The organism is Pseudarthrobacter woesei (genome assembly GCF_055412745.1).
The window spans coordinates 1-25,524 of sequence record NZ_JBVAYU010000008.1 but is presented as its reverse complement, the minus strand read 5'-3'; the positions used below and the strand labels follow the sequence as shown (position 1 = coordinate 25,524).

At 66.9% G+C, this 25,524-nt stretch carries 23 protein-coding genes; 7 read left to right on the top strand and 16 right to left on the bottom strand.

Annotated elements, in window-relative coordinates:
- Positions 1–29: 29 nt before the first annotated feature.
- Positions 30–1,835, bottom strand: a complete 1,806-nt coding sequence (gene aspS, locus ACZYZE_RS12615) for an aspartate--tRNA ligase (protein ID WP_459319202.1) — start codon at positions 1,833–1,835, stop codon at positions 30–32.
- Positions 1,836–1,962: 127 nt separating this feature from the next.
- Positions 1,963–3,318 carry a histidine--tRNA ligase gene (gene hisS / locus ACZYZE_RS12610; protein WP_459319201.1) on the bottom strand — a complete coding sequence of 452 codons (1,356 nt, stop codon included), beginning with the start codon at positions 3,316–3,318 and terminating at the stop codon, positions 1,963–1,965.
- 260 nt (positions 3,319–3,578) lie between these two features.
- On the opposite strand from hisS, the gene ACZYZE_RS12605 reads away from it, so the two are divergent.
- The 3 genes from ACZYZE_RS12605 to ACZYZE_RS12595 all read left to right on the top strand — a co-directional run bounded on the left by ACZYZE_RS12605 (position 3,579) and on the right by ACZYZE_RS12595 (position 6,852).
- Positions 3,579–4,379, top strand: coding sequence for a peptidylprolyl isomerase (locus tag ACZYZE_RS12605; protein WP_459319200.1), 801 nt, complete (start codon positions 3,579–3,581; stop codon positions 4,377–4,379).
- Positions 4,380–4,542: 163 nt separating this feature from the next.
- Positions 4,543–6,048 carry a DUF349 domain-containing protein gene (locus ACZYZE_RS12600; protein WP_459319199.1) on the top strand — a complete coding sequence of 502 codons (1,506 nt, stop codon included), beginning with the start codon at positions 4,543–4,545 and terminating at the stop codon, positions 6,046–6,048.
- Positions 6,049–6,144: 96 nt separating this feature from the next.
- Positions 6,145–6,852 carry a hypothetical protein gene (locus ACZYZE_RS12595; protein ID WP_459319198.1) on the top strand — a complete coding sequence of 236 codons (708 nt, stop codon included), beginning with the start codon at positions 6,145–6,147 and terminating at the stop codon, positions 6,850–6,852.
- On the opposite strand, the gene ACZYZE_RS12590 is transcribed toward ACZYZE_RS12595, so the two are convergent.
- The 9 genes from ACZYZE_RS12590 to pdxT form a co-directional block, all read right to left on the bottom strand.
- Positions 6,849–9,242, bottom strand: coding sequence for a RelA/SpoT family protein (locus tag ACZYZE_RS12590; protein WP_459319197.1), 2,394 nt, complete (start codon positions 9,240–9,242; stop codon positions 6,849–6,851). The two genes, ACZYZE_RS12595 and ACZYZE_RS12590, sit on opposite strands and share 4 nt — an antisense overlap.
- Before the next feature lie 164 nt (positions 9,243–9,406).
- Positions 9,407–10,426, bottom strand: coding sequence for a protein translocase subunit SecF (secF, locus tag ACZYZE_RS12585; RefSeq protein ID WP_459319196.1), 1,020 nt, complete (start codon positions 10,424–10,426; stop codon positions 9,407–9,409).
- Positions 10,427–12,187, bottom strand: coding sequence for a protein translocase subunit SecD (gene secD, locus ACZYZE_RS12580; protein ID WP_459319195.1), 1,761 nt, complete (start codon positions 12,185–12,187; stop codon positions 10,427–10,429).
- A 105-nt stretch (positions 12,188–12,292) separates the two neighbouring features.
- A complete protein-coding gene (gene yajC / locus ACZYZE_RS12575) occupies positions 12,293–12,700 on the bottom strand; it encodes a preprotein translocase subunit YajC (RefSeq protein WP_459319241.1) in 408 nt (135 codons plus the stop codon).
- Positions 12,701–12,944: 244 nt separating this feature from the next.
- Positions 12,945–14,057 carry a Holliday junction branch migration DNA helicase RuvB gene (gene ruvB, locus ACZYZE_RS12570; RefSeq protein ID WP_463908000.1) on the bottom strand — a complete coding sequence of 371 codons (1,113 nt, stop codon included), beginning with the start codon at positions 14,055–14,057 and terminating at the stop codon, positions 12,945–12,947.
- Complete coding sequence (ruvA, locus tag ACZYZE_RS12565; protein WP_459319193.1) at positions 14,050–14,694, bottom strand: Holliday junction branch migration protein RuvA; 645 nt, start codon at positions 14,692–14,694, stop codon at positions 14,050–14,052. Before ruvA ends, ruvB begins: the two co-directional genes overlap by 8 nt.
- Before the next feature lie 91 nt (positions 14,695–14,785).
- On the bottom strand, positions 14,786–15,373 hold the full coding sequence (gene ruvC / locus ACZYZE_RS12560) for a crossover junction endodeoxyribonuclease RuvC (protein ID WP_459319192.1): 588 nt from the start codon (positions 15,371–15,373) through the stop codon (positions 14,786–14,788).
- Positions 15,370–16,125: a YebC/PmpR family DNA-binding transcriptional regulator gene (locus tag ACZYZE_RS12555; protein WP_459319191.1), complete on the bottom strand. Its 756-nt coding sequence runs from the start codon at positions 16,123–16,125 to the stop codon at positions 15,370–15,372. Before ACZYZE_RS12555 ends, ruvC begins: the two co-directional genes overlap by 4 nt.
- A 3-nt stretch (positions 16,126–16,128) precedes the next feature.
- Entirely contained in the window at positions 16,129–16,830 is a 702-nt protein-coding gene (pdxT, locus tag ACZYZE_RS12550; protein ID WP_459319190.1) for a pyridoxal 5'-phosphate synthase glutaminase subunit PdxT, read from the bottom strand.
- Positions 16,831–16,910: 80 nt separating this feature from the next.
- On the opposite strand from pdxT, the gene ACZYZE_RS12545 reads away from it, so the two are divergent.
- Together ACZYZE_RS12545 and ACZYZE_RS12540 are read left to right on the top strand one after the other, a co-directional pair.
- A complete protein-coding gene (locus tag ACZYZE_RS12545; RefSeq protein ID WP_463907997.1) occupies positions 16,911–18,215 on the top strand; it encodes a Mur ligase family protein in 1,305 nt (434 codons plus the stop codon).
- Positions 18,216–18,256: 41 nt separating this feature from the next.
- Complete coding sequence (locus ACZYZE_RS12540; protein ID WP_463908180.1) at positions 18,257–19,003, top strand: type 1 glutamine amidotransferase; 747 nt, start codon at positions 18,257–18,259, stop codon at positions 19,001–19,003.
- Positions 19,004–19,225: 222 nt separating this feature from the next.
- Here the strand turns inward: ACZYZE_RS12540 and ACZYZE_RS12535 are convergent, their stop codons facing one another.
- Both ACZYZE_RS12535 and ACZYZE_RS12530 read right to left on the bottom strand, forming a co-directional pair.
- Positions 19,226–19,363 (bottom strand): hypothetical protein, encoded by a 138-nt coding sequence (locus tag ACZYZE_RS12535; protein WP_463907995.1) that lies wholly within the window; start codon positions 19,361–19,363, stop codon positions 19,226–19,228.
- 55 nt (positions 19,364–19,418) lie between these two features.
- Positions 19,419–20,099, bottom strand: coding sequence for a hypothetical protein (locus tag ACZYZE_RS12530; protein ID WP_463908189.1), 681 nt, complete (start codon positions 20,097–20,099; stop codon positions 19,419–19,421).
- Between ACZYZE_RS12530 and ACZYZE_RS12525 the strand changes: the two genes are divergently transcribed.
- A complete protein-coding gene (locus ACZYZE_RS12525) occupies positions 20,029–20,613 on the top strand; it encodes a GNAT family N-acetyltransferase (protein ID WP_463907993.1) in 585 nt (194 codons plus the stop codon). The two genes, ACZYZE_RS12530 and ACZYZE_RS12525, sit on opposite strands and share 71 nt — an antisense overlap.
- Here the strand turns inward: ACZYZE_RS12525 and ACZYZE_RS12520 are convergent.
- The gene (locus ACZYZE_RS12520) at positions 20,525–21,361 is read right to left on the bottom strand and encodes an alpha/beta fold hydrolase (protein WP_463907991.1); all 837 of its coding nucleotides are present in this window, start codon (positions 21,359–21,361) and stop codon (positions 20,525–20,527) included. The genes ACZYZE_RS12525 and ACZYZE_RS12520 overlap by 89 nt on opposite strands.
- Before the next feature lie 226 nt (positions 21,362–21,587).
- Positions 21,588–22,871: a CapA family protein gene (locus ACZYZE_RS12515; protein WP_463907989.1), complete on the bottom strand. Its 1,284-nt coding sequence runs from the start codon at positions 22,869–22,871 to the stop codon at positions 21,588–21,590.
- Positions 22,872–22,944: 73 nt separating this feature from the next.
- Here ACZYZE_RS12515 and ACZYZE_RS12510 point away from each other — a divergent pair, with 73 nt between their 5' ends.
- On the top strand, positions 22,945–24,957 hold the full coding sequence (locus tag ACZYZE_RS12510) for a M3 family metallopeptidase (RefSeq protein ID WP_463907987.1): 2,013 nt from the start codon (positions 22,945–22,947) through the stop codon (positions 24,955–24,957).
- Positions 24,958–25,188: 231 nt separating this feature from the next.
- On the opposite strand, the gene ACZYZE_RS12505 is transcribed toward ACZYZE_RS12510, so the two are convergent.
- Positions 25,189–25,524 (bottom strand): beta/alpha barrel domain-containing protein (locus tag ACZYZE_RS12505; protein WP_463907985.1); only part of this gene is annotated, 336 nt, incomplete at its 5' end.

Below are 25,524 nucleotides of genomic sequence, written 5' to 3'. Positions count from 1 at the left end.
CGGGGAGCCTTTCGTATCCAGCCTCAGGGCTACTCGGCCTTTTTGGCGTCTTCTGGCTTCGGCGCCGCCGCCGTCTTGGCTTCCGGCTTGAAGTCCACGCCGGCCTCCTTGCGCTGCTGCGCCGTGATCGGCGCGGGAGCCTGGGTCAGCGGGTCGAAGCCGCCGCCGGACTTCGGGAAGGCAATGACGTCGCGGATGGACTCGACGCCGGCCATCAGTGCCACCACGCGGTCCCAGCCGAAGGCGATGCCGCCGTGGGGAGGCGCGCCGAACTTGAAGCCCTCGAGCAGGAAGCCAAACTTGGTCTGGGCATCCGCCTTGTCCAGGCCCATCAACTCGAAGACCCGTTCCTGGACATCGGCCTGGTGGATACGGATGGAGCCGCCGCCGATTTCATTGCCGTTGCAGACGATGTCGTAGGCATAGGACAGCGCCGATTCGGGATCCTTATCGAAGCTGTCCATGAACTCGGGCTTGGGCGACGTGAACGCGTGGTGCACCGCGGTCCACTGCCCCGCACCGACGGCGACGTCGCCGGAAGCGACAGCCGCTGCGGCGGGTTCGAACATCGGGGCGTCCACGACCCAGCAGAAAGCCCAGTCGGCCGGGTTGATGAGGCCGGTGCGGTGGCCGATCTCCACGCGGGCGGCACCGAGCAGGGCACGGGACGGGGTCTTCTCTCCGGCGGCGAAGAAGATGCAGTCGCCCGGCTTGGCGCCGACGGCGTCGGCCAGTCCGGAACGCTCGGTCTCGGTGAGGTTCTTGGCCACGGGGCCGGTGAGTTCGCCGTCCTCCTTAAAGAGCACATAGGCCAGGCCCTTGGCGCCGCGCTGCTTGGCCCATTCCTGCCAGGCATCGAGCGCCCGGCGGGCCTGGGAGGCTCCGCCCGGCATCACGACGGCGCCGACGTAGGGTGCCTTGAAGACGCCGAAGTTGGTGTCCTTGAAGAATTCGGTGAGCTCGGTGAGTTCCAGCCCGAAGCGCAGGTCCGGCTTGTCCGAGCCGTAGCGGGCCATGGCGTCGTGGTAGGTGATGCGCTGGATCGGCGTCGGGATTTCGACGTCGATCAGCTTCCACAGTGCCTTGACGATGCTTTCGCCGAGCCGGATGATGTCATCCTGCTCAACGAAGCTGGCTTCGATGTCGAGCTGGGTGAACTCCGGCTGGCGGTCCGCGCGAAAGTCCTCATCGCGGTAGCAGCGGGCGATCTGGTAGTACTTCTCGAAACCGCCCACCTGCAGGAGCTGCTTGAACAGCTGCGGGGACTGCGGAAGCGCATACCAGGAACCCGGCGCCAGGCGGGCGGGGACCACGAAGTCGCGGGCGCCTTCCGGCGTCGAGCGTGTCAGCGTGGGGGTTTCGATCTCGACGTAGCCGTCCCGGTGGAGCAGTTCGCGGGCCACGCGATTGGCCTCCGAGCGCAGGCGCAGGTTGCGGGCGGGGCCGGGGCGGCGCAGGTCCAGGTAGCGGTGCTTGAGGCGTGCTTCCTCGCCTACTTCGACGTGCTCGTCGATCTGGAACGGCAGCGGATCGGAGGTGTTGAGGATGGTGACCTTCTCGGCCATGACCTCGATCTCGCCGGTGGCCAGTGCCGGGTTCCCGTTCCCCTCGGGGCGCCGGGAAACGGTGCCGGTGATCTGCAGCACGTACTCGTTGCGCAGTCCGTGGAAGACTTCCTCTTCACGGACGACCACCTGGGCGACGCCCGAAGCGTCGCGAAGGTCAACGAAGGCGACACCACCGTGATCACGACGCCGGCCGACCCAGCCGGCGAGGGTTACGGTTTGTCCAATGTGCTCGGAGCGAAGGGATCCGAGGTCATGTGTGCGCAGCACAGCACGCCTTTCTGAAGAAGACAGAGGGAAAACATTACTCATGTTCAGGAGGACCGCTACAGGAACGATCCCGTTCGAGTTTACCCGGTGGCGGCCGCCCCGCCGCCAGGCCGGGCAGGCGGCCGGCTCAGGCCTTGAGGACCCTGACGATCAGGTCGTCCTCGGACGGTGCCCAACTGGCCGGATCGGCGTCGACCTGCTCGCCGGAGCGGATGTCCTTGACCTGGTGCTTGCCCTCGTCGTCGGTAAACCAGACGAAGGGGATGCCGCGCCGGTCGGCGAACTTGATCTGCTTGCCGAACTTCTCGGCCTTCGCGGCAACCTCGGTGGCGATGCCGCGGCTGCGCAGCGCCGCCGCGACATCCTGCGCCGCACCCCAGCTGTCGTCGGTGTTGAGCGCCACCAGCACGGCGGTGGGCACGGACCTCGTCGCCCTGGCGAGGTCCTGGCTGAGGATTCGGGAGACCAGCCGGGTCACGCCGATCGAGAGGCCGACGCCGGGGAACGTGCGGTTGCCCTTGCTGGCGAGGGCGTCATAGCGCCCGCCGGAGCAGATCGAGCCGAGCTGCTCGTGGCCCACCAGGACGGTTTCCACCACGGTGCCGGTGTAATAGTCCAGGCCGCGGGCGATGCTAAGGTCCGCCACGACTTTGCCGGGGGCGCGCTGGACGGCGGCGGCAATGACCTGCTCCAGCTCGTTGAGGCCTTCCTCGAGCAGGTCATTGCTGACCCCCAGAGCCCGGACCTGCGCCGCGAAGGAGGTGTCTTCGGTGCGGATCGAGGCGAGCTTCAGCGCGGCCTGGGCCTGGTCCTCGGTGGCGCCGAGCTCGGATTTGAGCAGTTCTGCAACCTTGGCGGGGCCGATCTTCTCGAGCTTGTCGATGCTGCGCAGCACGCCTGCGGTGTCGGTGAGGCCTATGCCGTTGTAGAAGCCTTCGGCCAGCTTGCGGTTGTTGATCCTGAGCAGGAAGTCCGGGATCGGCAGGGCGTTGAGGGCCTCGGCGATCACGAGCGCAATTTCGACGTCGTAGCGGAACGGCAGTTCGCCGTCGCCCACGACGTCGATGTCCGCCTGGGTGAACTCGCGCGCCCGGCCCTCCTGCGGACGCTCGCCGCGCCAGACCTTCTGGATCTGGTAGCGGCGGAACGGGAAGGCGAGGTAGCCGGCGTTTTCCACAACGTACCGGGCGAAAGGCACGGTGAGGTCAAAGTGCAGGGCCAGAGCATGCGGATCCCCCTTGGCTGCTGTTCCGGCGTTCCCGCCGTCGCCTTCCTCATCCTGGAGTCGGCTCAGGCCGTAGACCTCTTTGTCGATCTCTCCCTTGCGCAGCAGCTGCCCGACGGTTTCCACGGCACGGGTTTCGATCGAGGAGAAGCCGTGGAGTTCAAAAATCCGGCGCAGGGTGTCCAGCACATGCAGTTCCACCAGCCGCTCCTCGGGAAGCCACTCGGGGAATCCGGACAGGGAGGCTGTGCGTGCCATGGTGGAATTTTCTCCTCAGGTAACGCCGGCCGGGGGCAATTGCGCCGCGAACTGTTCCGAAACGGGCTGTCCGAAACGTGGGGCAGATAGGCGGCAGACCGGCCAGTCGTGCATAAACTGTGTGCGGCAGTCAGTTTATGCTTTCGGCGCGTGCATCTCTAATGCAGCCGGGCGCTGCAGGATTGCCGGCAGTGTTACAGCTGAACCCACGACGGCGCCCGGCGCCCGTTCCGGTGTCGGCCCTACAACCAGGAGGACTTTTGGCGGCCAGTTCACGGAGCGCCCGCGACGCCAAGCGGCGCGTCCAGCAGATGGAAGCTAAGCGCGAGCTTCGCCGCGAGCAGGACAAGCGCCGCAAACGCGACAGCGTCCTCGCCGTTGGCGCGGGAACGGCAGCCATCGTGGCCGCCCTTGTCCTCCAGCTGACGGTTTTCTCCGCCAATCCCACGGAGGATGAATACGCAGCGACGCAGGCCGGACTGACCTCCCCGTCCGCCACGCCGTCGGCCAGTCCGACCAACGGCGAGAACATCCCCAGGCCGGAGACGGCGGCCGGCACGACCCTCAGCGGCGAGCTCAAGCTCAGCAGCGGCGCGCTCGGCGTCGAACTGGACGGCACGAAGGCCCCGCAGGCTGCAGCCGTCTTCAAATCCCTCGCGGATCAGGGCTTCTACGCCGGCCTCAGCTGCCACCGGCTCACCACGGCCGAGACGTTCGGGGTACTGCAGTGCGGCTCCAAGGGCGGCGACGGCAGCAGCGACCCGGCTTACACCTGGGGACCGCTGGAAAACACGCCGGCGGACAACAGCTACCCGGCCGGAACCATCGCCGTCGCACGCACAGGGGGAAACGCCTACGGCAACGGCACGCAGTTCTTCATCGTGTACAAGGACACCGTCATTCCGGCAGACGCCGCGGGCGGGTACACGGTGGTGGGCAAGGTGACCTCCGGCCTGGATGTGGTGGCCGGCATCGCCGCCGCCGGCCTTAAACCGGGTGAGAACACCACAGACGGCGCACCTGTTGAACCAGTCACGATAGACTCGTTCTCTCTGAAGTAACCAGCCGTTGCCCCCGTGGGCGCGGCCCCGGTATTTCCCTCCAAGCGAAAGACTTCTAGCGGTGACAGACAGTCAGAAATCCGACGAAACAGTGTCAGCAGCAGCTGCCAACGAGACCGAAGCCGAGGCTTCTGTGACAACGCAGGCGACAGACACTCCCACAATGACGGCAGCGGAAGCCGTGACGGCCGAGGTGCCTGAGGCACCGGCCGCTGCTCCTCAGGCTCCGGCCGAGGTGCCCGAGGCTCCGGCCGAGGAGACCGCACCCGAGGCACCGGCCGCTGCTCCTCAGGCTCCGGCCGCTCCGGCCGCAGCGCGTCCCGCGCCTTCGCCGGCCGCGTTTGCCGCCCGGCCCAAGGCAATGCCTGCGCCCGCCGCCCCGGCAGCCGCCCCGGCTCCTGTGTCCTCCGCTGCCTCGCTCGCCGAAGCCGCCCGCTGGGGCCGCGTCGAAGGCGACGGCCACGTGTTCCTGACCGTGGACGGCACCGAATACCCCGTCGGCCAGTACCCGGATGTCAGCAATGACGAAGCCCTTGGCTACTTCGCCCGGAAGTACGACGACGTCATCGCACAGATTGTCCTGCTGGAACAGCGCGTCAACTCCAAGGCGCCCACCACGGATATGCAGAAGACCGTCACCCACCTCCGCGAGCAGCTGGCCGAGCGGAACATGGTGGGCGATCTCCGCTCCGCCGAGTCCCGCCTCGACTCCCTGGCCGCTCAGATCACCGGGCTTGAGAAGGCAGAGAAGGCCGAACACGACGCCGTCCGCGCCGCCGAATTGGCGGCCCGTGAAGCAATCGTTGCCGAGGCCGAGGAGATCGCCGGGCACGACCCGGCGCAGATCCAGTGGAAGACCTCCAGCGCCCGGATGAACGAACTCTTCGAGAGCTGGAAGACCGCCCAGAAGAGCGGCGTCCGGCTTGGCCGCAGCAACGAAGACGCCCTCTGGAAGCGTTTCCGCGCAGCCCGCACGGTATTTGACCGGCACCGCCGAGCGTACTTCTCCCAGCTGGACAGCAACAACTCGACGGCCAAGGCCGCCAAGGAAAAGCTGATCACCGAGGCGGAAGCCCTCTCCGCCTCGACCGACTGGGGCTTCGCGGCCGGCGAATACCGCCGCCTGATGGACCAGTGGAAGGCCTCCCCGCGCGCCAGCCGCAAGGACGATGACGCCCTCTGGGCACGTTTCCGCGCCGCGCAGGACGTCTTCTTCACGCATCGACAGGCGGCCAACGACGAGATCGACCAGGAATACGGCGCGAACCTCGTGGTGAAGGAAGCCCTGTTGGTGGAAGCCAACGAGCTGCTGCCCATCAAGGACCTCGCAGCCACGAAGAAGGCGCTCCAGTCCGTCCGCGACCGCTGGGAAGAGGCCGGCAAGGTTCCGCGCGCCGATATGGGCCGGACCGAGGCGGGGCTGCGGAAGGTCGAAGACGCCGTTCGCCACGCCGAGGATGAGAACTGGAAGCGGTCCAATCCGGAGACGAAGGCCCGCACCAACAGTGCTCTGACCCAGCTCGAATCGGCTATTGCCGGACTCCGGGATGACCTGGCCAAGGCCGAGAAGGCAGGCGACCAGCGCAAGATTAAGGCCGCCCAGGAAGCCCTCGAAGCCCGCGAAGCCTGGCTGGAACAGCTCGAGAAGTCGGCGAGCGAGCTCTCCTAACAGCCTCTCTTTCAAGACCCGCAGGCCCCGATTCGGTTATCCACATGACCGGGACGGGGCCTGTCTTGTTGGCCCGGGGCACGGCACGATGGCAGAATGGCCATCCCGTCCGGTTCCCCCGCCCCTCCTCCCCCTGCTGCTCCCGGCAGCTTTGAGGCGCACGGCACGGCGGTGCGCCCGGCCCTTGCCTCTGCGCCGGATCCGCCGCCCGGCGAGCTCTACTCCCCGGGTGCGCTGTTCTCCTGGCCTGAGTTGCAGGCAATGGCGTCCGACGGCGTGCTGACGCAGCTGTACCAGCGCGGATACCTGCCGCCCGGGGCCCGGCCCACTCCACAGCTCCGGGCCCGCGCCGCCGCCGTCCTGATCCGCCCGGGAATCCGCCAGCGGGTGGTGGCCGGAAGGATGACGGCGGCCTGGATCTACGGCTGCGCTCCGGAGCCGGACCGCCTCGCCCTGCTGGTCGATGCCAGCCGGAGAATCTCCGGCCTGAGGTCCACGCGCGGCTGCACCTTCCACGAGGTGAGGCTCGAGCCGTTCGACGTCGTGAGCCTGGGCGGGCTGATGGTGTCCAGCCCGTTGCGGACCGCCGTTGACATCGCCCTGCACGTGGACGCCGAACGGGCCGTGCCGGCACTGGGCGCCCTCCTGGGACGCCCTGAGCTGGGCCTGGGGCTAAGGCTGATCGCCGTCGCCGTGGATGCCACGCCGAGGCTGCCGCACAAGAGGGCAGCCCTGGAAAAGCTCGCTTCCGTCCAGGCCGTTCGGGCGCATGCCCTTCAGGCGCAGGCCGGGCAGGCACCCTAGCTGCGCCGCCGGTTCCCGGTGGTGCGGTAGACGTCGAACACGCCGTCGATGCGGCGGACGGCGCTGAGCACGTGGCTGAGGTACTTAGGGTCGCCCATCTCGAAGGCAAACTTGGAGATCGCCACACGATCCGTGGACGTATGAACGCTGGCCGCAAGGATGTTGACGTGGTTCTCCGAGAGGATCCGGGTGACGTCGGAGAGCAGGGACTTGCGGTCCAGCGCCTCCACCTGTATTTCCACCAGGAACACGCTCAATTGGGTGGGTGCCCAGTCGACGTCCACGATCCGGTCCGGCTGCTCCAGCAGGCCCGAAACATTGGTGCAGTCCGTCCGGTGCACGGAGACGCCGGAGCCGCGCGTGACGAAGCCGAGGATCGGATCCGGCGGCACGGGAGTGCAGCAGCGGGCCAGTTTGACCCAGACGTCGTCCACGCCGCGGACCACCACGCCGGAATCCGAATACCGGGCCTTGGTGACCTGGGTGGGGATGGAAACCTCGGTGAGGTCGTCTTCGGGGGTATCGTTCCCGCCGAGGCTCTCCACAAGGCGTTCCATCACGGACTGGGCGGAGGTATGGCCGTCGCCCACCCCCGCGTAGAGTCCGGAAATGTCGACGTACTTGAAGTCCTCGGCGATCGCGGCGAGGGCATCGTGTGTCATGAGCCGCTGCAGCGGCAGGTTCTGCTTGCGCATGGCCTTGGTCAGCAAATCCTTGCCGCGGTCGATCGACTCTTCGCGGCGCTCCTTGCTGAACCACTGCCTGATCTTGTTGCGGGCGCGGGCGCTCTTGACGAAGTGCTGCCAGTCCTGGCTGGGCCCGGCGCCTTCGGCCTTGGAGGTGAAGATCTCCACCCAGTCGCCGTGGTTCAGTTCGCTGTTGAGTGGAACGAGCTTGCCGTTGACGCGCGCACCGATGGTCCGGTGGCCCACCTCGGTGTGAACCGCATAGGCGAAGTCCACCGGTGTGGAGCCCGCGGGCAGGGCCATGACCTCGCCCTTGGGGGTGAAGACGAACACTTCCCGGGCATTGATTTCAAAGCGCAGCGAGTCGAGGAACTCGCCGGGGTCGGAGGTCTCCTGCTGCCAGTCGACGAGGGACCGCAGCCAGCCCATATCGCCGTCACGCGGGCTTCCGGGTCCGGCGGCCGCCCGGTTCGGCTGGTCCTTGTACTTCCAGTGCGCGGCGACGCCGTATTCGGCGCGCCGGTGCATCTCGTGGGTGCGGATCTGGATTTCCACCGGCTTGCCGCCCGGGCCAATCACGGTGGTGTGCAGCGACTGGTACATGTTGAACTTCGGCATCGCGATGTAGTCCTTGAACCGGCCCGGCAGCGGGTTCCAGCGCGAGTGCATGGCCCCGAGGGCCGCGTAACAGTCCCGAACCGAATCCACGAGGACGCGGACTCCCATCAGGTCGTTGATGTCGTCGAAGTCTTTGTCCCGGACGATCATCTTCTGGTAAATCGAGTAATAGTGCTTCGGCCGCCCCGTGATGGTGGCCTTAATTTTGGCGTCGCGCAGATCGTCGGTGATCTGGTTGCGGATAACGCTCAGGTTCTTTTCGCGCTCCGGGGTCCGGTCCCCCACCATCCGCACGATTTCCTCGTAGACCTTCGGATACAGCGCAGCGAAAGAGAGGTCTTCGAGTTCCCACTTGATCGTGTTCATGCCGAGCCGGTGGGCCAGCGGGGCGAAGATCTCAAGAGTCTCGCGGGCCTTACGAGCCGAGGACTCCGCGGAGACGAAGCGCCAGGTGCGGGCGTTGTGCAGCCGGTCCGCAAGCTTGATCATCAGCACGCGGATATCCTTGGCCATCGCCACGACCATCTTGCGCACGGTTTCGGACTGGGCGGCCTCGCCGAAACTGACCTTGTCCAGCTTGGTGACGCCGTCGACCAGCATGGCGACTTCCGGCCCGAACTCGGCCTTGAGATCGGCTAGCGTATAGGAGGTGTCCTCCACTGTGTCGTGCAGCAGGGCCGCGGCGAGCGTGGTGCCGCTGAGGCCCAGTTCGGCGAGGATGGTGGCCACGGCCACCGGGTGCGTGATGTAAGGATCGCCGCTCTTGCGCTTCTGGCCGCGGTGGCACCCTTCCGCGACGACGAAGGCGCGCTGGATGAGGTCGAAGTCTTCCTTGGGGTTGTTGGCCCGGACTGTCCGCAGCAGCGGCTCCAGAATCGGCGAGTACGCGGGGGCGCCGCGGCCTGTCAGCCGGGCAAGCCGGGACCGGGTGCGTTCACGCCGGCCGGGGAAGGTGGGCCGGGCTCCCGAACTGTCAACGGGGACCGGCGGATCGGCACGTCCGGGAGCCACCACACCAGTCTGCGAACCCTGGCCGGGACCCTTATCCGCTGGTACTGAAGGCACCGGCGTCGAACGTTCTTCCAATGGAGCACCTCTCACAACCCGTTAATTATTCAAGTCTATTCCCGCAGCAGGATACTTCGATAACCCGCGCGGATACGAAGACGGGCCGGAGAGCATCATGAATGACGATCTCCGGCCCGCAGGTCCGGTTCAGGTGGTACCCGTTCAGGGGCTACCGTTGCCGCCTAGGCCGTGGCGGGCGCTTCCGATGAGGCGTTCCTGGCTGCCGTCTCTGCGCGGCGCTGCTCCACCCGATGGGCCTGCTTGACCAGGTCAGGTTCGTTCCGGCGCAGCCAGGCGTAGAGCGGGGCCGCGATGAAGATCGTCGCCGCCGTTCCGATCAGGATGCCCACAAACAAGGCCAGCGAGAGGTCTCGCAATGTCCCGGCGCCCAGCAGACCCGCACCGATGAAGAGGATCGCGCCGACCGGAAGAATTGCCACCATCATGGTGTTGATGGAGCGGACCAACGTCTGGTTGACGGCCAGGTTGACTTCCTCACCGAACGTGCGGCGCGTGGAGACCTGAAGATCCGCGGTGTTTTCGCGGATCTTATCGAACACCACCACGGTGTCGTACAGCGAGTAGCTGAGCACCGTCAGGAATCCGATGATGGCCGACGGCGTCACCTCGAAGTCGCTGAGGGAATACACCCCCGCGGTGATGAACATGGTCACCAGCATGCCGACGATCGCCGAGAGCGACATCTTCCAGGTCCGGAAGTACAGGGCCATCAGGATCGCCGCGAGCACAACGAAGATGACAAGTCCCAGCAGCGCCTGCTTGGTGACGTCGGCGCCCCAGGTGGGTCCGACGAAGGTCGAGGTCACCTCATTGTCCGTGACACCGTACGCAGTGGTCAGACCCTCTTTGATCCGGAGCGTCTCCTCGTCGGTGAGCTTGTCCGTCTGGATCCGCATCGTGTTGCCGGCGACGTTCGCGACGCGCGGGATGCTGCCGGGGACAACGTCCTCGACCGCCTTCTCGCCCAGGGTCGTGTCCGTCGTCTTGACGTTTGAGACCGTGAACTCCGAGCCGCCGCGGAACTCGATGCCGAGGTTGAAGCCGCCCTTGGCGACCGGGAGCAGGATCGAGAGTGCGACGGCGACGGCGGCAATCAGGAACCAGATTTTCTTGGAAGCGACGAAGTCGTACGAGCGCTTGCCGGTGTAAAGCTCGTTACCGAAATTGGCGAAACTGGCCATTTACTTGCCCTCCTTGGACGCGCTCTTGGACGATCCGGCAAGCTGTTCCTGTCGTTCCACGAGGCGTCGTTCTGCAATGGTCATCCGGCGTTCGGCTTCAGCCGTGGCACCGGTGTTCTTGGCGCGTACCGCAACCGCGGGCCGGTCCTCCGGAGCGCGGAACCGGCCTGCACCCCGGTACAGGGGAACAACGCCGAGACGCTTCGGATCCAGACCCGAGAGCGGATGGCCTTCACCGAAGAACTTGGTGCGGGCCAGCATCTGGAGGGTCGGGTGGGTGAACATAAAGACGACGATGAGGTCGGCGATCGCGGTCAGGCCGAGGGTGAAGGCGAATCCGCGGACGTTGCCCACTGCCACGAAGTACAGCACCAGGGCGGCCAGCAGGTTCACGGCCTTGGATGCCAGCACGGTCCGCTTGGCACGCTTCCAGCCATTCTCGACAGCCGAGACCAGGCCGCGGCCTTCACGGAGCTCATCACGGATTCGTTCGAAGTACACGATGAACGAGTCCGCTGTCTGGCCGATGGCCACGATGATGCCCGCGACGCCGGCGAGGGACAGACGGTAGTTCTCGGTCCAGCCCAGGATGGCGATGGCCAGGTACGTGATGGCACCGGCGACGATGAGTGAGGCGACGGTGACGAGGCCGAGTGCCCGGTACTGGATCAGCGAATAGACCACCACGAGAAGCAGGCCGATCAGTCCGGCCAGCATGCCCATGCGGAGCTGCTCACCGCCGAGGGTGGCCGAGATCTGCTGTTCGCTCTGGATCTCGAAGCTGATCGGCAATGCCCCGAAACGCAGCTGGTCCGACAGGGCTTTGGCGGACTGCTCGGTGAACCCGCCGGTGATCTGCGGGCGGCCGTCGGTGATGACGGCGAGCGAACGCGGTGCCGAGATGACCTGGTCATCGAGGACGATGGCGAACTGGGCCTTCGGGTCCGAACCGCCCTGGCCGCCACCGGCGACGTAGAACTGGTAAAGGCGTTCGGTGACTTCCTTGAACTTGGCGGTGCCGGCGTCGTCGAACTGGATGTTCACAGCCCACTCGTTGGTCACCGCGCCCTGCGCGCCGCGCTGCAGCTGGAACGTGGAACCCTTGATGTTGGAGCCCTTGACCTCAACCGGACCAAGGATGTACTTGATCGCGGGCGAGTTGGCGGACGCCGGTTCGCAGGTGACCAGGGGCTTGGCGGGGTCGGAGCGTTCCTGCTTGTCCTGGGACGGGTTGTCACAGTCGAGCGTCTCGAACCTCTTGTAGACGTCGGCGGTGATCCAGTTCTCATCGCTGCTGTTGGCGGGCTCCGCGGTGGGCTTGGGCAGCTGGTCTTCCGGGGTCAATGACTCCGCGGGGACTGCTGCGCCGGGGCCGGCCTGGAGGACCGGCCGGAAGTTCATGTCTGCGGAGGCCTGGATCAGCGCGCGGGTTTCCTTGGAGGGGGTTCCGGGGAGGCTGACGACGACGTTCCGGCCGGACTGCGTGCTGATTTCAGCTTCCGCAACGCCCGAGCCGTCCACGCGCTGGCGGATGATCGCCACGGCCTGGTTGAGCTGCTCTTCGTTGATGTCCGAACCACCCTCGACCTTGGGCGCCAGGATCATCTGGGTGCCGCCTTCAAGGTCCAGGGCGAGCTTAGGAGCCCAGCTCGCCTGGCCGGCAATGTTGCCGCCCGCCAGGAGAGCAGTCAAGACGGCGAGAATTACGCCAAGCCAGACCAGCACCCTGAGGGCTGTGTTTTTGGGGCCAGTTCGTGCCATTGTCGATCTTTCTTCTATTGACGGAGGGAACGTCGGTGCGGGCCGTGAGACCCGCACCGACGGATGCCCGCAGCAGTTACTACGCGGGATAGCTCAAAGGGCAGACTAGCTGCCTTTCTTGCCTTCGTCATTGAGGCGGCGCATGGTTTCGTCAGGAGTTTCGTTGCGCGGAGTTTCGTTGACGGGAGCTGAGCTGTCCGTCTTCTCGATGGTCAGCGAGGATGCGTCGTCGGGAACGACCGCGGGCTCCTCGTCCACGGCTACCGGCTCAACGATCTTGGTGACTGCCTGACGGTGCACCGTCGCGGTGTTGCCCGGGGAGAGTTCCAGCAGGACCTTGTTCTCGTCGTCGTCGATCTCGACGATGCGGCCATACAGGCCGAAGCTCGTCATGACCTCCACACCCGGGGCAAACTGTGACTGCAGCGTGGCTGCCTGTTCCTTGGTCTTCTTGTTGCGGCGGAACATCATGAAGACGAAAAGTCCAAGCATGACGAACAGCAGGATGTTCATTGGATCCACGGGGAAAATTCCATTCTGTACTTGCATAGCTGGTCATCGGCAACGTCTGCTTCGCTCCGGGCCAACCGGGCGGCCGATGCCCCCGGACAGCACCCGGGCAGCGAACCTGTCAGAAGAGACTGCCAGAAAATCAATGCCCAGCCCACGGCGGCCGGATGGGTGCCGCGCACAGAAACAAAGACCCGAACGTGCCGAGCGTCATTCCAGTCTAAAGGGAAAAGGCCACCGGGTGGTGCTATTGACTGTTACGGATCCATTCCGGCCCGGCTTGTTCCCCCGGGCCGTCCGCCATGCCCGGCTCCAGTTCCTCGGCCTGAAAGAGCTCTAGGGGGTCCTGGCTGAAGATCCCCGGCGGGACCGCGAATCCGAGGTGGGTCCACGCCGGGGCCAGGGCAATCCGGCCGCGCGGTGTGCGGCCCAGCAGTCCTTCGCGGACCAGGTACGGCTCGGCGACGGTTTCCACCGTCTCGGTCTCTTCACCGACGGCGATCGCGAGCGTGGACAGGCCCACCGGTCCCCCGCCGAATTTGGTGATGAGCGCCTCGAGGACGGCACGGTCCAGCCGGTCGAGGCCGCGCTTGTCCACCTCATACATGTCCAGCGCCGCGGAGGCGGCGCGCGCGTCGATCTGTTCGATGCCGTGCACCAGGGCCCAGTCCCGGACGCGCCGCAGGAGGCGGTTGGCGATACGGGGTGTGCCGCGGGACCGTCCGGCGATCTCGCTGAACCCGGCGGAGTTGACCTTGAGGTCCAGCAGTCCGGCGGAGCGCCGGAGCACGAGTTCCAGTTCTGCAACGGAGTAAAACTCGAGGTGGCCGGTGAAGCCGAAGCGGTCCCGGAGCGGCCCGGGCAGGAGTCCGGCCCGGGTGGTGGCACCGACCAGGGTGAAGGGCGGCAGCTCGAGCGGAATGGCTGTGGCGCCGGCGCCCTTGCCGACTATGATGTCGACGCGGAAATCTTCCATCGCCATGTACAGCATTTCCTCGGCAGGCCGGGACATGCGGTGGATCTCGTCGAGGAAGAGAACCTCACCCTCGGAGAGCGAGGACAGAATGGCGGCCAGGTCTCCGGCGTGCTGGATGGCCGGGCCGCTGCTGATCCGCAGCGGGGCGTTCATCTCGGCCGCAATGATCATGGACAGCGTCGTCTTGCCCAGGCCCGGCGGGCCGGAGAGCAGCACATGGTCCGCGCTGCGTCCGCGCATGCGGGAGGCCTCCAGCACGAGGGAGAGCTGCTTGCGGACCCGGTGCTGGCCGACGAAGTCGTGCAGGTTCTTGGGCCTGAGGGCGGCTTCGATAACGCGCTCCTCCGGTTCCTCTCCCCCGGCCACGAGTGACGGCTCAGCCACGGGAGCCTACCCTGTTTCCGGCGCGTGCGCCGTCCTGGCCCAGCCAGCGGAGGGTGGCGCGCAGGATCTCGGCCACATTGCCCTTCCCGGCGAGTTCGGGTGAGTCGGCGAGGGACTTGTCAATGCTGGTGACGGCATCCTTTTCGGACCAGCCGAGGCTCGTCATGGCGGCGACCACCTGCGGTTTCCAGACGGCTTCCGAGGATGCCACCGGGGCCGCGGCGCCTGCGGTCCCGTGCGGAACGAGCTTTCCGGCCAGCTCCAGCACGATCCGGCCCGCGACCTTTGGCCCGATCCCGGGCACCATGGTGAACGCCTTGCCGTCGCCGGAGTGCGCGGCGACGCGGATGGCTTCGGGTTCGTGGACGGCCAGTACGGCCAGGGCCAGCCGGGGGCCCACGCCGCTGACGCTAAGGAGCACGTCGAAGACCTCGCGTTCGTCATCGCTGCCAAAGCCGAAGAGGGTCAGGGAGTCCTCACGCACGATCAGGGAGGTGAAGAGCTTCCCCTCCTCGCCCACGCGGAGCCTGCTGAGGGTCTGCGGCGTGGCGTTCACGCTCATGCCGGCACCATTGAGGTCGATCACGGCGGAGGACAGACCGACGTGCGCTACGGGTCCGCGGAGAAAACTGATCAAAGCCGGGCTCCTGAAATACTGCCGGCAAACGCCGGCTATCGAACATATCTACGAATATCCTACCAAGCTCTGCGGCGGCACAGCCGGACATTCAGCCTGAACGGCGCGCTTTCGCCTCGGCGTCCGCCCAGGCGCGCTGGGCCGGGGTCAGCGACTGGCTGCCCGCTGCGGTAGTGACTGCGCCCTTGGTGGAAATCCCGCTGCCGGCCCGCCAGGCGTGCGTGATGGCCAGCGCCAGGGCGTCGGCGGCGTCTGCCGGGCGGGGCGGGGTGTCGAGCCGCAGGATCTTGGTGACCAGTTTGGTGACAGCGTCCTTGTTGGACGTTCCGCTGCCCGTGACGGCGGCCTTGACTTCCGACGGCGTGTGCAGCGCCACCGGGATGCCGCGCCGGGCAGCGGCGGCGATCACCACGCCGGAAGCCTGGGCGACCCCCATCACCGTGCTGACATTGAGTTGCGAAAAGACGCGTTCGACGGCGAGGACGTGCGGTTCATACTTGTCCAGCCACTCATCGATCGAGGTGGCGATCACCAGCAGGCGCCGGTCCAGGCTCTCCTCGGGAGGGGTTCCGACGACGCCGAACGCCACCAGGGTGGCGCGGCGGTTACGCTCGACGTCCACGACGCCGATTCCGCAGCGGGTGAGGCCCGGATCGACGCCAAGGACGCGAAGGGTCACTCGGCTTCCAGGGCGGCCTGTACGTCGTCGCTGAGGTCGGCGTTGCTGTAGACGTTCTGGACGTCGTCGAGTTCTTCCAGCGCGTCCACGAGCTTCATGAACTTCTTGGCACCCTCGAGGTCCAGCGGAACCTCCATGGAGGGCACAAACTCGGCTTCGTCGGAGTCGTACTCGATGCCCGCTTCCTTGAGCGCATCGCGGATGGCCTGGAGGTCGGTCGGCTCGGAGTGGATCTCGAAGCTGTCGCCGTTGTCCTTGACTTCCTCGGCGCCGGCGTCGAGCACGGCCATCAGGACGTCGTCCTCGGTCAGGCCGTTCTTCGGCAGCGACACAACACCCTTACGGGAGAAGAGGTAGCTGACCGAACCGGGATCAGCGATGGTCCCGCCGTTGCGGGAGATGGCGAGGCGGACTTCCGAGGCAGCACGGTTCTTGTTGTCCGTGAGGCACTCGATCAGCAACGCCGAGCCCTGCGGTCCGCGGCATTCGTACATGATCTCGGTGTAGTCCACGACTTCACCGGTGAGGCCCGCGCCGCGTTTGATGGCGCGGTCGATGTTGTCAGCGGGAACCGAGGTCTTCTTGGCCTTCGTGACGGCAAGTTCCAGGCCCGGGTTGCCGGCAAGGTCCGGGCCGCCCATACGGGCGGCGACTTCGATGTTCTTGATCAGCTTGGCGAACGACTTGGCCCTGCGGCTGTCGAGGATGGCCTTCTTGTGCTTGGTCGTCGCCCATTTGGAGTGGCCTGACATGCTTTACGCTTCTCCTCTGATCATTCGAATAAACAGTTCGTGCACACGCTTCTCCCCCGTCACTTCCGGGTGGAAGGAGGTGGCCAGCAGCTTGCCGGAGCGCACAGCAACAATTCTAGCCGTCCCGGCCAACGCCTCGGGGTGGGACGCCCTGGAGGGTTCCACTGTGGCCAGGACCTCCACGCCGTCCCCGACACGCTCCACCCAGGGTCCGCGGATGAAGACCGCATGGACTGGGGCCACGCCGTGCTCCGTGGCGCTGAACTCGAGGCCCTTGAAGTCGAGATCCGTTTCGAAGGACTCGCGCTGCCGGCCAAAGGCGTTGCGCCGCACCGTGATGTCCAGGCCGCCGAAGGTCTGCTGCGGGTTGCCGGCAAGGTCCCTGGCCGGGTCGGTGATCTCGTCCGCGAGCAGGATCATGCCGGCGCACGAGCCGTAGGCCGGCAGCCCGGCCTGGAGTCGTTCGCGCAGCGGTTCCCGGAGCCCGAAGATCCGGGACAGCTTGTCAATGGTGGTTGATTCGCCGCCGGGAATGATGAGGCCATCGAGGCCATCGAGTTCGGCGGGGCGCCGGACGCCGATGCCCGTGGCGCCGGCTGCTTCCACCGCGTGCAGGTGTTCGCGGAAATCGCCCTGGAGTGCCAGCACGCCGATGCGCAGGCCTGCACCCGCGCGGGAAGGAAGCGCAGAAAAGGGGTTGGTCATCCGACCAGCATAGTGGCCGGAACCCCGCCGGCACCGCAGCCGGCAGGCTTCCATGCCGCCGCTGGGATATATTACAAAGCATGTTTTACTTCAGTGTTCCGCTCGGCAAGCTCGTCCGCCGGATCTCCCGGCTCAGGGGCGGAGGCTCTGCCCTTCCCGGGCTGGTAGTCGAAAAAATCGACCCCGGCTTCATGCGGAGGACACTGTCCACGCTGCCCATCGGCGTCGCCGTCGTCAGCGGTACGAACGGCAAAACGACCACCACAAAGATGGTGGTGGAACTGCTCGAGAGCCAGGGCCTGAAAGTGTTCACCAACCGCACGGGCAGCAACTTCACCCGCGGCGTGGCGGCCGCCCTGCTGGGGGAGGTGGACTGGCGCGGCCGGCTGAGCGCCGACGTCGCCGTGCTGGAGCTGGACGAAGCCCACGCCGTACACTTCGTCAACCAGGTGCCGCCGCGCTACAGCCTCCTACTCAACGTCCTGCGGGACCAGCTGGACCGCTTCGGGGAGATCGACAAGACCGCGCAGCTGCTCCAGCACATCGCCTCCAAGACCACGGAAACCGTGGTGCTGAACCGGGAGGACCCGCGGGTCGCGCGCATCGCGGAAACGCTCACCGGTCCCGAGGTCCTCTACTTCGGCCTCGATGATTCGCTGCTGAGCACTTTCCCGAACGACGACGAAATGCGGGCGGCCCCCGGCAGCCCGGTGCCGCCGGCCCCCGCAAGGCCGCACGCCGACGTCGTGCTGCGCCGGGTGGGTGCGGACGATGCGGACTTCGAGTACGACGGCGTCACGGTGACCACCGCGATGTTGCTCCGGGGCGTCTACAACATCTTCAACGCGGCGGCCGCGCTGACCCTGGCCCGGGCCATTGCGGTGCGGGACGGCGGTCAGGGAAAGACGGCGATGGCCGATGACGAGGGACTGCTGAAGGCACTGTCCCGGGTGGCGCCGGCATTCGGCCGCGGTGAAAGCCTCGTCGTCGATGGCCTGCCGCTGGACCTGGTGCTGGTGAAGAATCCCAGCGGTTTCCGGCTGGGCCTGAAGTCCTTTCCGGCCGCCGGCTACGCGACGATGATCGCGATCAATGACAACTATGCCGACGGACGGGACATGTCCTGGCTCTGGGACGTCGAATTCGATACCCTCCGCGAGGGCGGCGTGGACGGTTTGACCGGCTCCCGCGCCTACGACATGGCGCTCCGGCTGCAGTACGACGACGTCGCGATCGGAGCCGTGGACACCGAGATCGCGCCCGCGCTGGCCGCGTTTATCCGCGATGCCACGGACAAGCCGAAGCGGATCTTCTGCACCTATACGGCGATGCTGGCCATCCGCCGCGAGCTGTCCAAAATCACCACGGTGGAGGTAGTCTCGTGACCCCCGAGTCCAACGAATCCAGGCTCTCCTTCGGTCATGAGCTGCCGCCGGAGGAATCCGCTGCACCCGGCAAGGGCAGCATCCGCGTCCTGCAGCTGTATCCGCGGGACATGAACATTTACGGCGACTGGGGCAACGCCCTGGTGCTCGCCCAGCGGCTGCGCTGGCATGGCTACACGCCGGAGCTGCTCGAATACAACGTCGGCGACGAGTTTCCGGCGGAGGTTGACCTGATCGTCGGCGGCGGCGGGCAGGACAGCGGCCAGCTCGTTATCAAGGACGACCTCCTTTCGCGCGGGTCCACACTGAAGGAGCTGGCCGAGGACGGCACTCCCATGCTGGTGATCTGCGGGCTCTACCAGTTGTTCGGGAAGTTCTTCAAGACCCGGCTCGGCTCGGTCATCCCGGGAATCGGCATCCTGGACGTGGAGACCCACGGCACCGACGAGCGGCTGATCGGCAACGTCTCCGTGTCCTCCCCCGAGTTCGGCACCGTCCTGGGGTACGAGAACCACAGCGGCCAGACCACCCTGGGTCCGGGCGTCTCGCCGCTGGGAACCACGGCCAAGGGCACGGGCAACAACAGCAACGACGGCAAGGAAGGCGCCCGCTACCGGAACATCGTGGCGAGCTACCTGCATGGTTCCCTGCTGCCCAAAAACCCGGCGCTGGCGGACTTCCTCATCCGGACCGCCGTCGAACGCAAGTACGGCAGCTTCTCCCCCGGCACCCCGGACGACTCCTACGCCGTCCTCGCCCGCGAGCACGCCGCCCGCCGCCCGCGCTGAGCTGCGGGGGCTTGTGCAGGGCTTGTGCAGGGCTTGTGCGGGGCTTGTGCGGGGCTTGTGCGGCGGCCGTAGCCCCGATCAGCCGGGCTGAAGCGGCCTGAACAGCCTTCACATGCTCGTGCCGTGGCGGCTGCGTCCGTTGCCCAGGCTGCACCTCCAGTCCATGGGTCACTGACCTTTCTTCTCGTCGCCGTCCAAAGCCTGGCGCTGGCCTCGTCCCGCCTACTGTCCGGCAAACCAACTGAGGTCCGCGCCTTCAGGGAGCTCCAGGGCTTCAATCGCCGGATCCGCGACGAGCCCGGCAACCAGTTCGGGGCTGCCGGCGACGATCGTCGAATCGAAATCGATCTCCGTGACCATGATCCAGGCCCGGTCGTCGGGCCAGAGCAGGCTGGGTGACTGAGGCCACCGCGGATCATGGTGCCACGGCGCGTCCCTTGCCCAGGCTGGCTCGGTGAATCCGGATGGGGCTGCGGCGAAGAGGAAGTGGCTGCGGCCTGGAAGCTCCAGCTTCGGGCCGTTCACCACACTCGCCGGCAGCAGCCCCGAGCCGGGCCCGCCGTCCCCCCGCCGGCGTTGTGGTCAGTGGTGTCCCGGCACCGTCCGAGTGGAAGGTCAGCTGGCTGTAGCCCGCGGAACTCGTGAGGCCTCCCCATCCTTCCCAGATGGCGGCGACGCCCTTGCCCGGCGTCGAAGTGTGCCGGCACAGGCGCGACGCGAGGATGGCGAGCACCCCGAGGTCCAGGTTGCCCTGCAGCGGTTCAGAGTAGCGCCAGCCCTCGGCATCGAGGACTTCGCCGTACGGCTCCGACGCCGGGCCCGGCAGGAGGTGATACTGGGCCACTGCGTGCATGGACGTGCCGAAGGCCTGCGCCAGGGCGGACCACGGAACGGTTTCAGTCTCGACGTCGACGAAGGCTGAGCGGTCCTGCCGGCGCCAGGACCGCGATGCCGCGGGCCGGTCCCTGGTCGCCGGGTGGAACACCCGGGCGTAGGCGGCATAGCCCCGCGGTGCAACGCAATGCATGTCCCTTGCCCTGGGGTCCAGGAGCGGCAGGATCCAGCGGCCGGAGTCGGCGTCGTGCAGAGATTCCATGGCGCCGGCCTACAACCGTCCTCGGACGCGAATTCGCGGGAAGGCGGCGGAGACGCCGGAACGTTGCGGCGACCCGGCGCGGGTCCGGCGACCCCGGCGGACAAGGCTCGAGGGGCCCTTCCCCGCCGAGAGTGTTCATGCCCTGGATGAGGCGGCGTTCTCGGGACCGGACATCGCCTACTGGACCGCGCGCGAGGAGGCCGAGCTGCTCAGCGGCGGGGCGCTGAAACGGCTCCAGGAGGGTCAGGGCGAGATCAAGTCCATCCGCACGTCCTCGCACACACGCGGCCGCGGCATCGCCACCGTTCTGCTGACCCACATCCTGGCCGAGGCCCGGCGCGGCGGCTATCACCGCCTGTACCTCGAGACGGGAAGCCAGGACTTCTTCGCTCCGGCGCAACTGCCGGCCGCGGGTCCGGCGCGGCTCAGCTGCGGCCGGCGAACGCAAGCACGTCCCGGGCGATGCGGCCACTTGAGGCTGCCCGGAGATGGCCCTTTCCTTCGTACCAGATGAGGGTGCAGTCCGGGATCAGCCCGGCCGTTTCCCGGGCGACCTCGCGTGGGAAGAATTGGTCGGAGCCTCCGCAGATCAGCAGCACAGGCCGCCGGATGAGCGGGAGCACCGCACGGGAATTGAAGGTCATTTCGCCTTGCGCCTCGGTGAGGACGTCCTGGGAGGGGAAATCGGATCCGCTCAGAATCCGCCGGCTGATGAGGGGCCCAATCAGCTGCCGCAGCCATTTCAGGCGCCGGCCCGGCAGCAGATACTCGGCGAAGACTGTTCCGGCGCCGTTCGTGTCTCCGCCCGCGAGGGCATGTGCCATCCGGGAATCGACGTCCTTGCCCCAGTCGCTCAACTCCGCCGCGGTGACCACCATGGCGATGCGGCCGAAGGAGTCGGGATGCCGCGCAGCCAGATACTGGGCGACCATCCCGCCAAAGGACTCGGCCACGACGACGCCAACGCGGCCGCCGAACTCCTCGGCTATCAGCTGCGCGTAGTCATCCGCCATGTCGGCGATGGTGTGCTCCGGCGGCATTCCCCGGCGCCGGGTGACAATCCAGACGGCGTATCCGGCGTGGAGAAAGGGATCGAACTGCCGCCGGAACATCCGGCGCAGCATCCCCTTGGGCACCGTACTTCCGGGCCCGCCCTGGATGAAGAGGAGTGTTTTCGGGCCGCTGCCCCAGTTCAGGTAGTCCATGCCGTTCGGGAAGGTCCCGTTCCGGGGTTCCCTGTCCGCCGTCGATCCTCTGCCCACCAAAGCCTCCCGTCCAGGCGCGACCGGAGCCGACCTCAAAAGCCCGCCGCGTCACCACCACGGTATTCGCCGGTCGGTATCGGGGCAAGAGCCGCAGGCCTCCGACGGTTCCGGCTCCGCGGAGATCCCGGCCAGGTGCCGGACGTCTGCCTCCCTGAGCCGGGCCGCACAACCGGTGGACGGCCGCGCGCCCGGGCGCTGTCCGCCGTCGTGGTTCCTTCAGGTCCTACGGTTCCTTGGAAATCAGCAGTTCGTGGGCTCCCGCCGCCGCGGCACCCATCGACTCGACCACGGTCTTGGTGCGCAAGCGGGTGGCGGCGTCGGCCGCGGCTCCGGCGCAGGGGCCCTGCGGGACGTCGGAGGCAACGGAGCACCAGCGGTACGGTCCGCGGACAATCACCGACGGCGCCCAGCCCAGGTCCGAGGCGGTCCAGACGCCTGCAGCATCCTGGCTGAACTGGGCCCGGACCAGCAGGCCCTCGTTGTTCACCACGTAACTCGGGGACAGCTCGGTGATGCCGTTGCCCAGACCGTAGACAATCCAGGTCCCCTTGTACTTCTCGATCGGGAGCACCGAATGCGTGTGGTGGCCATAAATCATGGTGAACTGCCCGCTGTCCACGAGGGCGTGGGCGACGTCCCGCTGCTGCGCGTTGGGGACAGTCGAGTACTCGTCACCGGCATGCATAACGCCGAGGACGATGTCCGCCCCAAGAACCCGGGCCTTTTTCGCCTTGGCGATCATGGCCGCGGGGTCGAGCATGTCCACCTGCCAGGCCGCCTCGGGGGTCTGCCCGTTGAGACCGTAGGCGGCGTCGATAACGGCGATCTTCGCCGCAGCGGTCTGCAGGATGAGGACACCTTGCGAGTCGGCCTCGGTCCGGTAAGACCCCGTGTGCTGCACTCGGGCCGCGTCGAGGGCATCCAGGGTGCGGACCAGTCCGGCGGTCCCGCGGTCGATGGTGTGGTTACTGGCCGTCGTGCAGGCCTGGTAGCCCACCTGCTGGGCCGCGGTAATGATCTGCGGCGGAACGTTGAAGGAGGGATACGCAGAGAAGGGTCCGGTCGGTCCAGCCACGGGGGTCTCCTGGTGGCAGATCGCGAGGTCGCTCTTTTCGATGTACTTCCGCTGGCCTTCCAGCAATGGGCCGAAGTCCAGGCCCTTCGCCCCGGTGGCGAGGGCGTCGGCGCGTGCCTGCTCCCACAGCTGGGCGTGCACCAGCATGTCCCCGGTTACGACGACGGAGGTGCAGCGGACCGCCGCGCAGGCGGGCCCCTTCCCCTGTGTCGGGGTCGGCGTCGGCGTCGGCGTCGGCGTACTCGACGGCGTCTGCGTCCCCGCCGACGTTGTTGCCGCCGTGCCGCCGGCGTCCGCCGAAGGACTCGACTTGTTGTTGTCCTGCTCGGTGATGATGCCGCAGGATGCCACGGATGCCACGAGCGCCGCCGCTGCGGCCACGGCGACGAGCCGTCCGCGAAGAGTTGAGTTGGTATTCCCCAGACCGGGCATCCTACGGCGGGCGCCAGCACAACACGCCCAGCAGTCCATTGAGAACCGCAGCATTACATGAAAGAGTTATTTCATGACCAATCCCCTGCTGAGCCCCAGCACCCTGCCGTTCGGCCTGCCGCCATTCGCTGACATCGAGGACGCGCACTACGCCGACGCCGTCGAGGCCGGTCTCGCGGAGCATCTGGCCGAGATCCGGGCGATCGTGGACAACCCGGAGCCCGCCGACTTCGAGAACACCGCCCTGGCCATGGAGAAGTCCGGCCGGCTGCTGGCCCGTGCCGCGGCAGCCTTCTTCACGCTGGTCTCGGCGGATGCCTCGGGCCCGATCCTGGAGTTGGAGACCCGCTTGTCCCCGCTGTTTTCGGCCCATCAGGACGCCGTCTACCTCAATCGTGGTCTCTTCGAGCGCTTCGCGGCACTGGACTCCGCCGTGCTCGACGCCGAGGCGGCCCGGCTCGTGGACGAGTATCTCAAGGAGTTCCGCCAGTCAGGCATCCAGCTGGATGAGGCAGGCCAGGAGCGGCTCATGGCCGTCAACGCCGAGCTTGCACGGCTCGGCACCGAGTTCGGTCAGCGCGTCAAGGAAGGGATGAAGTCGGCCTCGCTGCTGCTGGACGACGCCGCCGAGCTGGCAGGCCTGCCGGCTGACGACGTCGCCAGCGCCGCGGAAGCCGCCCGCACCGCCGGTCACGAGGGCAAATTCCTGCTCACCCTGATCCAGCCCAGCAACCAGCCGGCCCTGGCCGCCCTGGAAAACCGGGGCGTCCGCCGGCGCCTCTACGAGGCCTCCATCGGACGAGGCAGCGGCGGCGGCAGCCTCGATGTGCAGGACCTGGTCAAGGATATGGTCCGGCTCCGCGCCGAAAAGGCCGGGCTGCTGGGTTTCGCGAACTTCGCCGAACTCATGGTGGACCGGCAGACCGCGCCCGACTTTGAGGCCGTCCGGACCATGATGAACACTCTCGCCCCCGCGGCCGTCCGGAACGCCGATGCCGAAGCCGTAGCGCTGGCCGAGATCGCCGGCCACCCCCTCGAAGCCTGGGACTGGGCCTACTACTCGGCCAGGGTCAAGCGCGAACGCTACGCCGTGGATGAGCAGGCACTTCGCCCCTACTTCGAGCTGGACCGGGTCCTTAACGACGGCGTTTTCTTCGCCGCCAATGCCCTGTACGGCATCACCTTCCACGAACGCGGCGACCTCGCGGGTTACCACCCGGACGTCCGGGTCTGGGAAGTGAAGAACCCGGACGGCACGGAACTGGGTCTGTTCCTGGGCGACTACTACACCCGGGATTCCAAACGCGGCGGGGCCTGGATGAACTCCCTCGTAGAACAGTCCTCGCTCCTGGATACCCTGCCCGTGGTGATCAACAACCTCAACATCTCCAAGCCGCCGGCCGGGGAACCCACGCTCCTGACCCTGGACGAGCTCCGCACCACCTTCCACGAGTTCGGCCACGCCCTGCACGGGCTGTTTTCCGCCGTGACGTATCCGCGGTTCTCCGGCACTTCGGTGCCGCGGGACTTCGTCGAGTACCCCTCGCAGGTCAACGAAATGTGGATCATGTGGCCGGAAGTCCTCGCCAACTACGCGCGGCACTACGTCACCGGCGAAGCCCTGCCGCGGGAGGTTGTGGACAAGCTCGACGCCGCCCGGCTCTGGGGCGAAGGCTTTGGCACCACCGAGTATCTGGGCGCCGCGTTGCTGGACCTCGCCTGGCATGTGCTGGACGGCTCCGACATACCGGAGGACACCGTCGAGTTCGAAGCGAAGGCACTGGCCGCCGCCGGGGTGGCGCACAGCCTGATCCCGCCGCGCTACCGGACCGGCTATTTCCAGCACATCTTCGCGGGCGGGTGGTACGCCGCAGGGTACTACTCCTACATCTGGAGCGAAGTCCTCGACGCCGAGACGGTGGAATGGTTCAAGGACAACGGCGGGCTCACCCGGGCCAACGGGGACTTCTTCCGGAACGAGCTGCTGTCCCGGGGCAACAGCCGCGATCCGCTGGAATCCTTCCGGGCTTTCCGCGGACGTGATGCAGAGCTCGGGCCGCTGCTCAAGCGCCGCGGCCTGCTATAGCCCAACTGACCCGCAGCAGGGGCCGTTCTGGGCGCTCAAAACGGCCCCTGCTGCCAGTCACTTGGGTGAGGGATACGACGACGCCGGCCGGCCACCTCGAAAGGTGACCGCCCGGCGTCGAAAGATCCTGGCGAGAACAGCGCTCAACCCTCCCGGCTTAATAAGAGAGACTGCAGAGGCTCCAGGGACGAGGCGCCTCGGCGCCGAGTTTGTGGAGAAGCAGGCGAACGGTTACCAGCCGCGCTGGGCCAGGCGGTGCGGCTCCGGGATCTCGTCGACGTTGATGCCGACCATGGCCTCGCCCAGGCCGCGGGAGGCCTTGGCGATCTCGTCGGGATCGTCGAAGAAGGTGGTGGCCTTCACGACGGCGGCGGCACGCTGGGCCGGGTTGCCGGACTTGAAGATGCCGGAGCCAACGAAGACACCGTCCGCGCCGAGCTGCATCATCATGGCCGCGTCGGCCGGTGTGGCGATACCACCGGCGGTGAACAGCACCACCGGGAGCTTGCCGGTGGCGGCAACTTCCTTGACCAGTTCGTACGGGGCCTGCAGCTCCTTGGCGGCGAC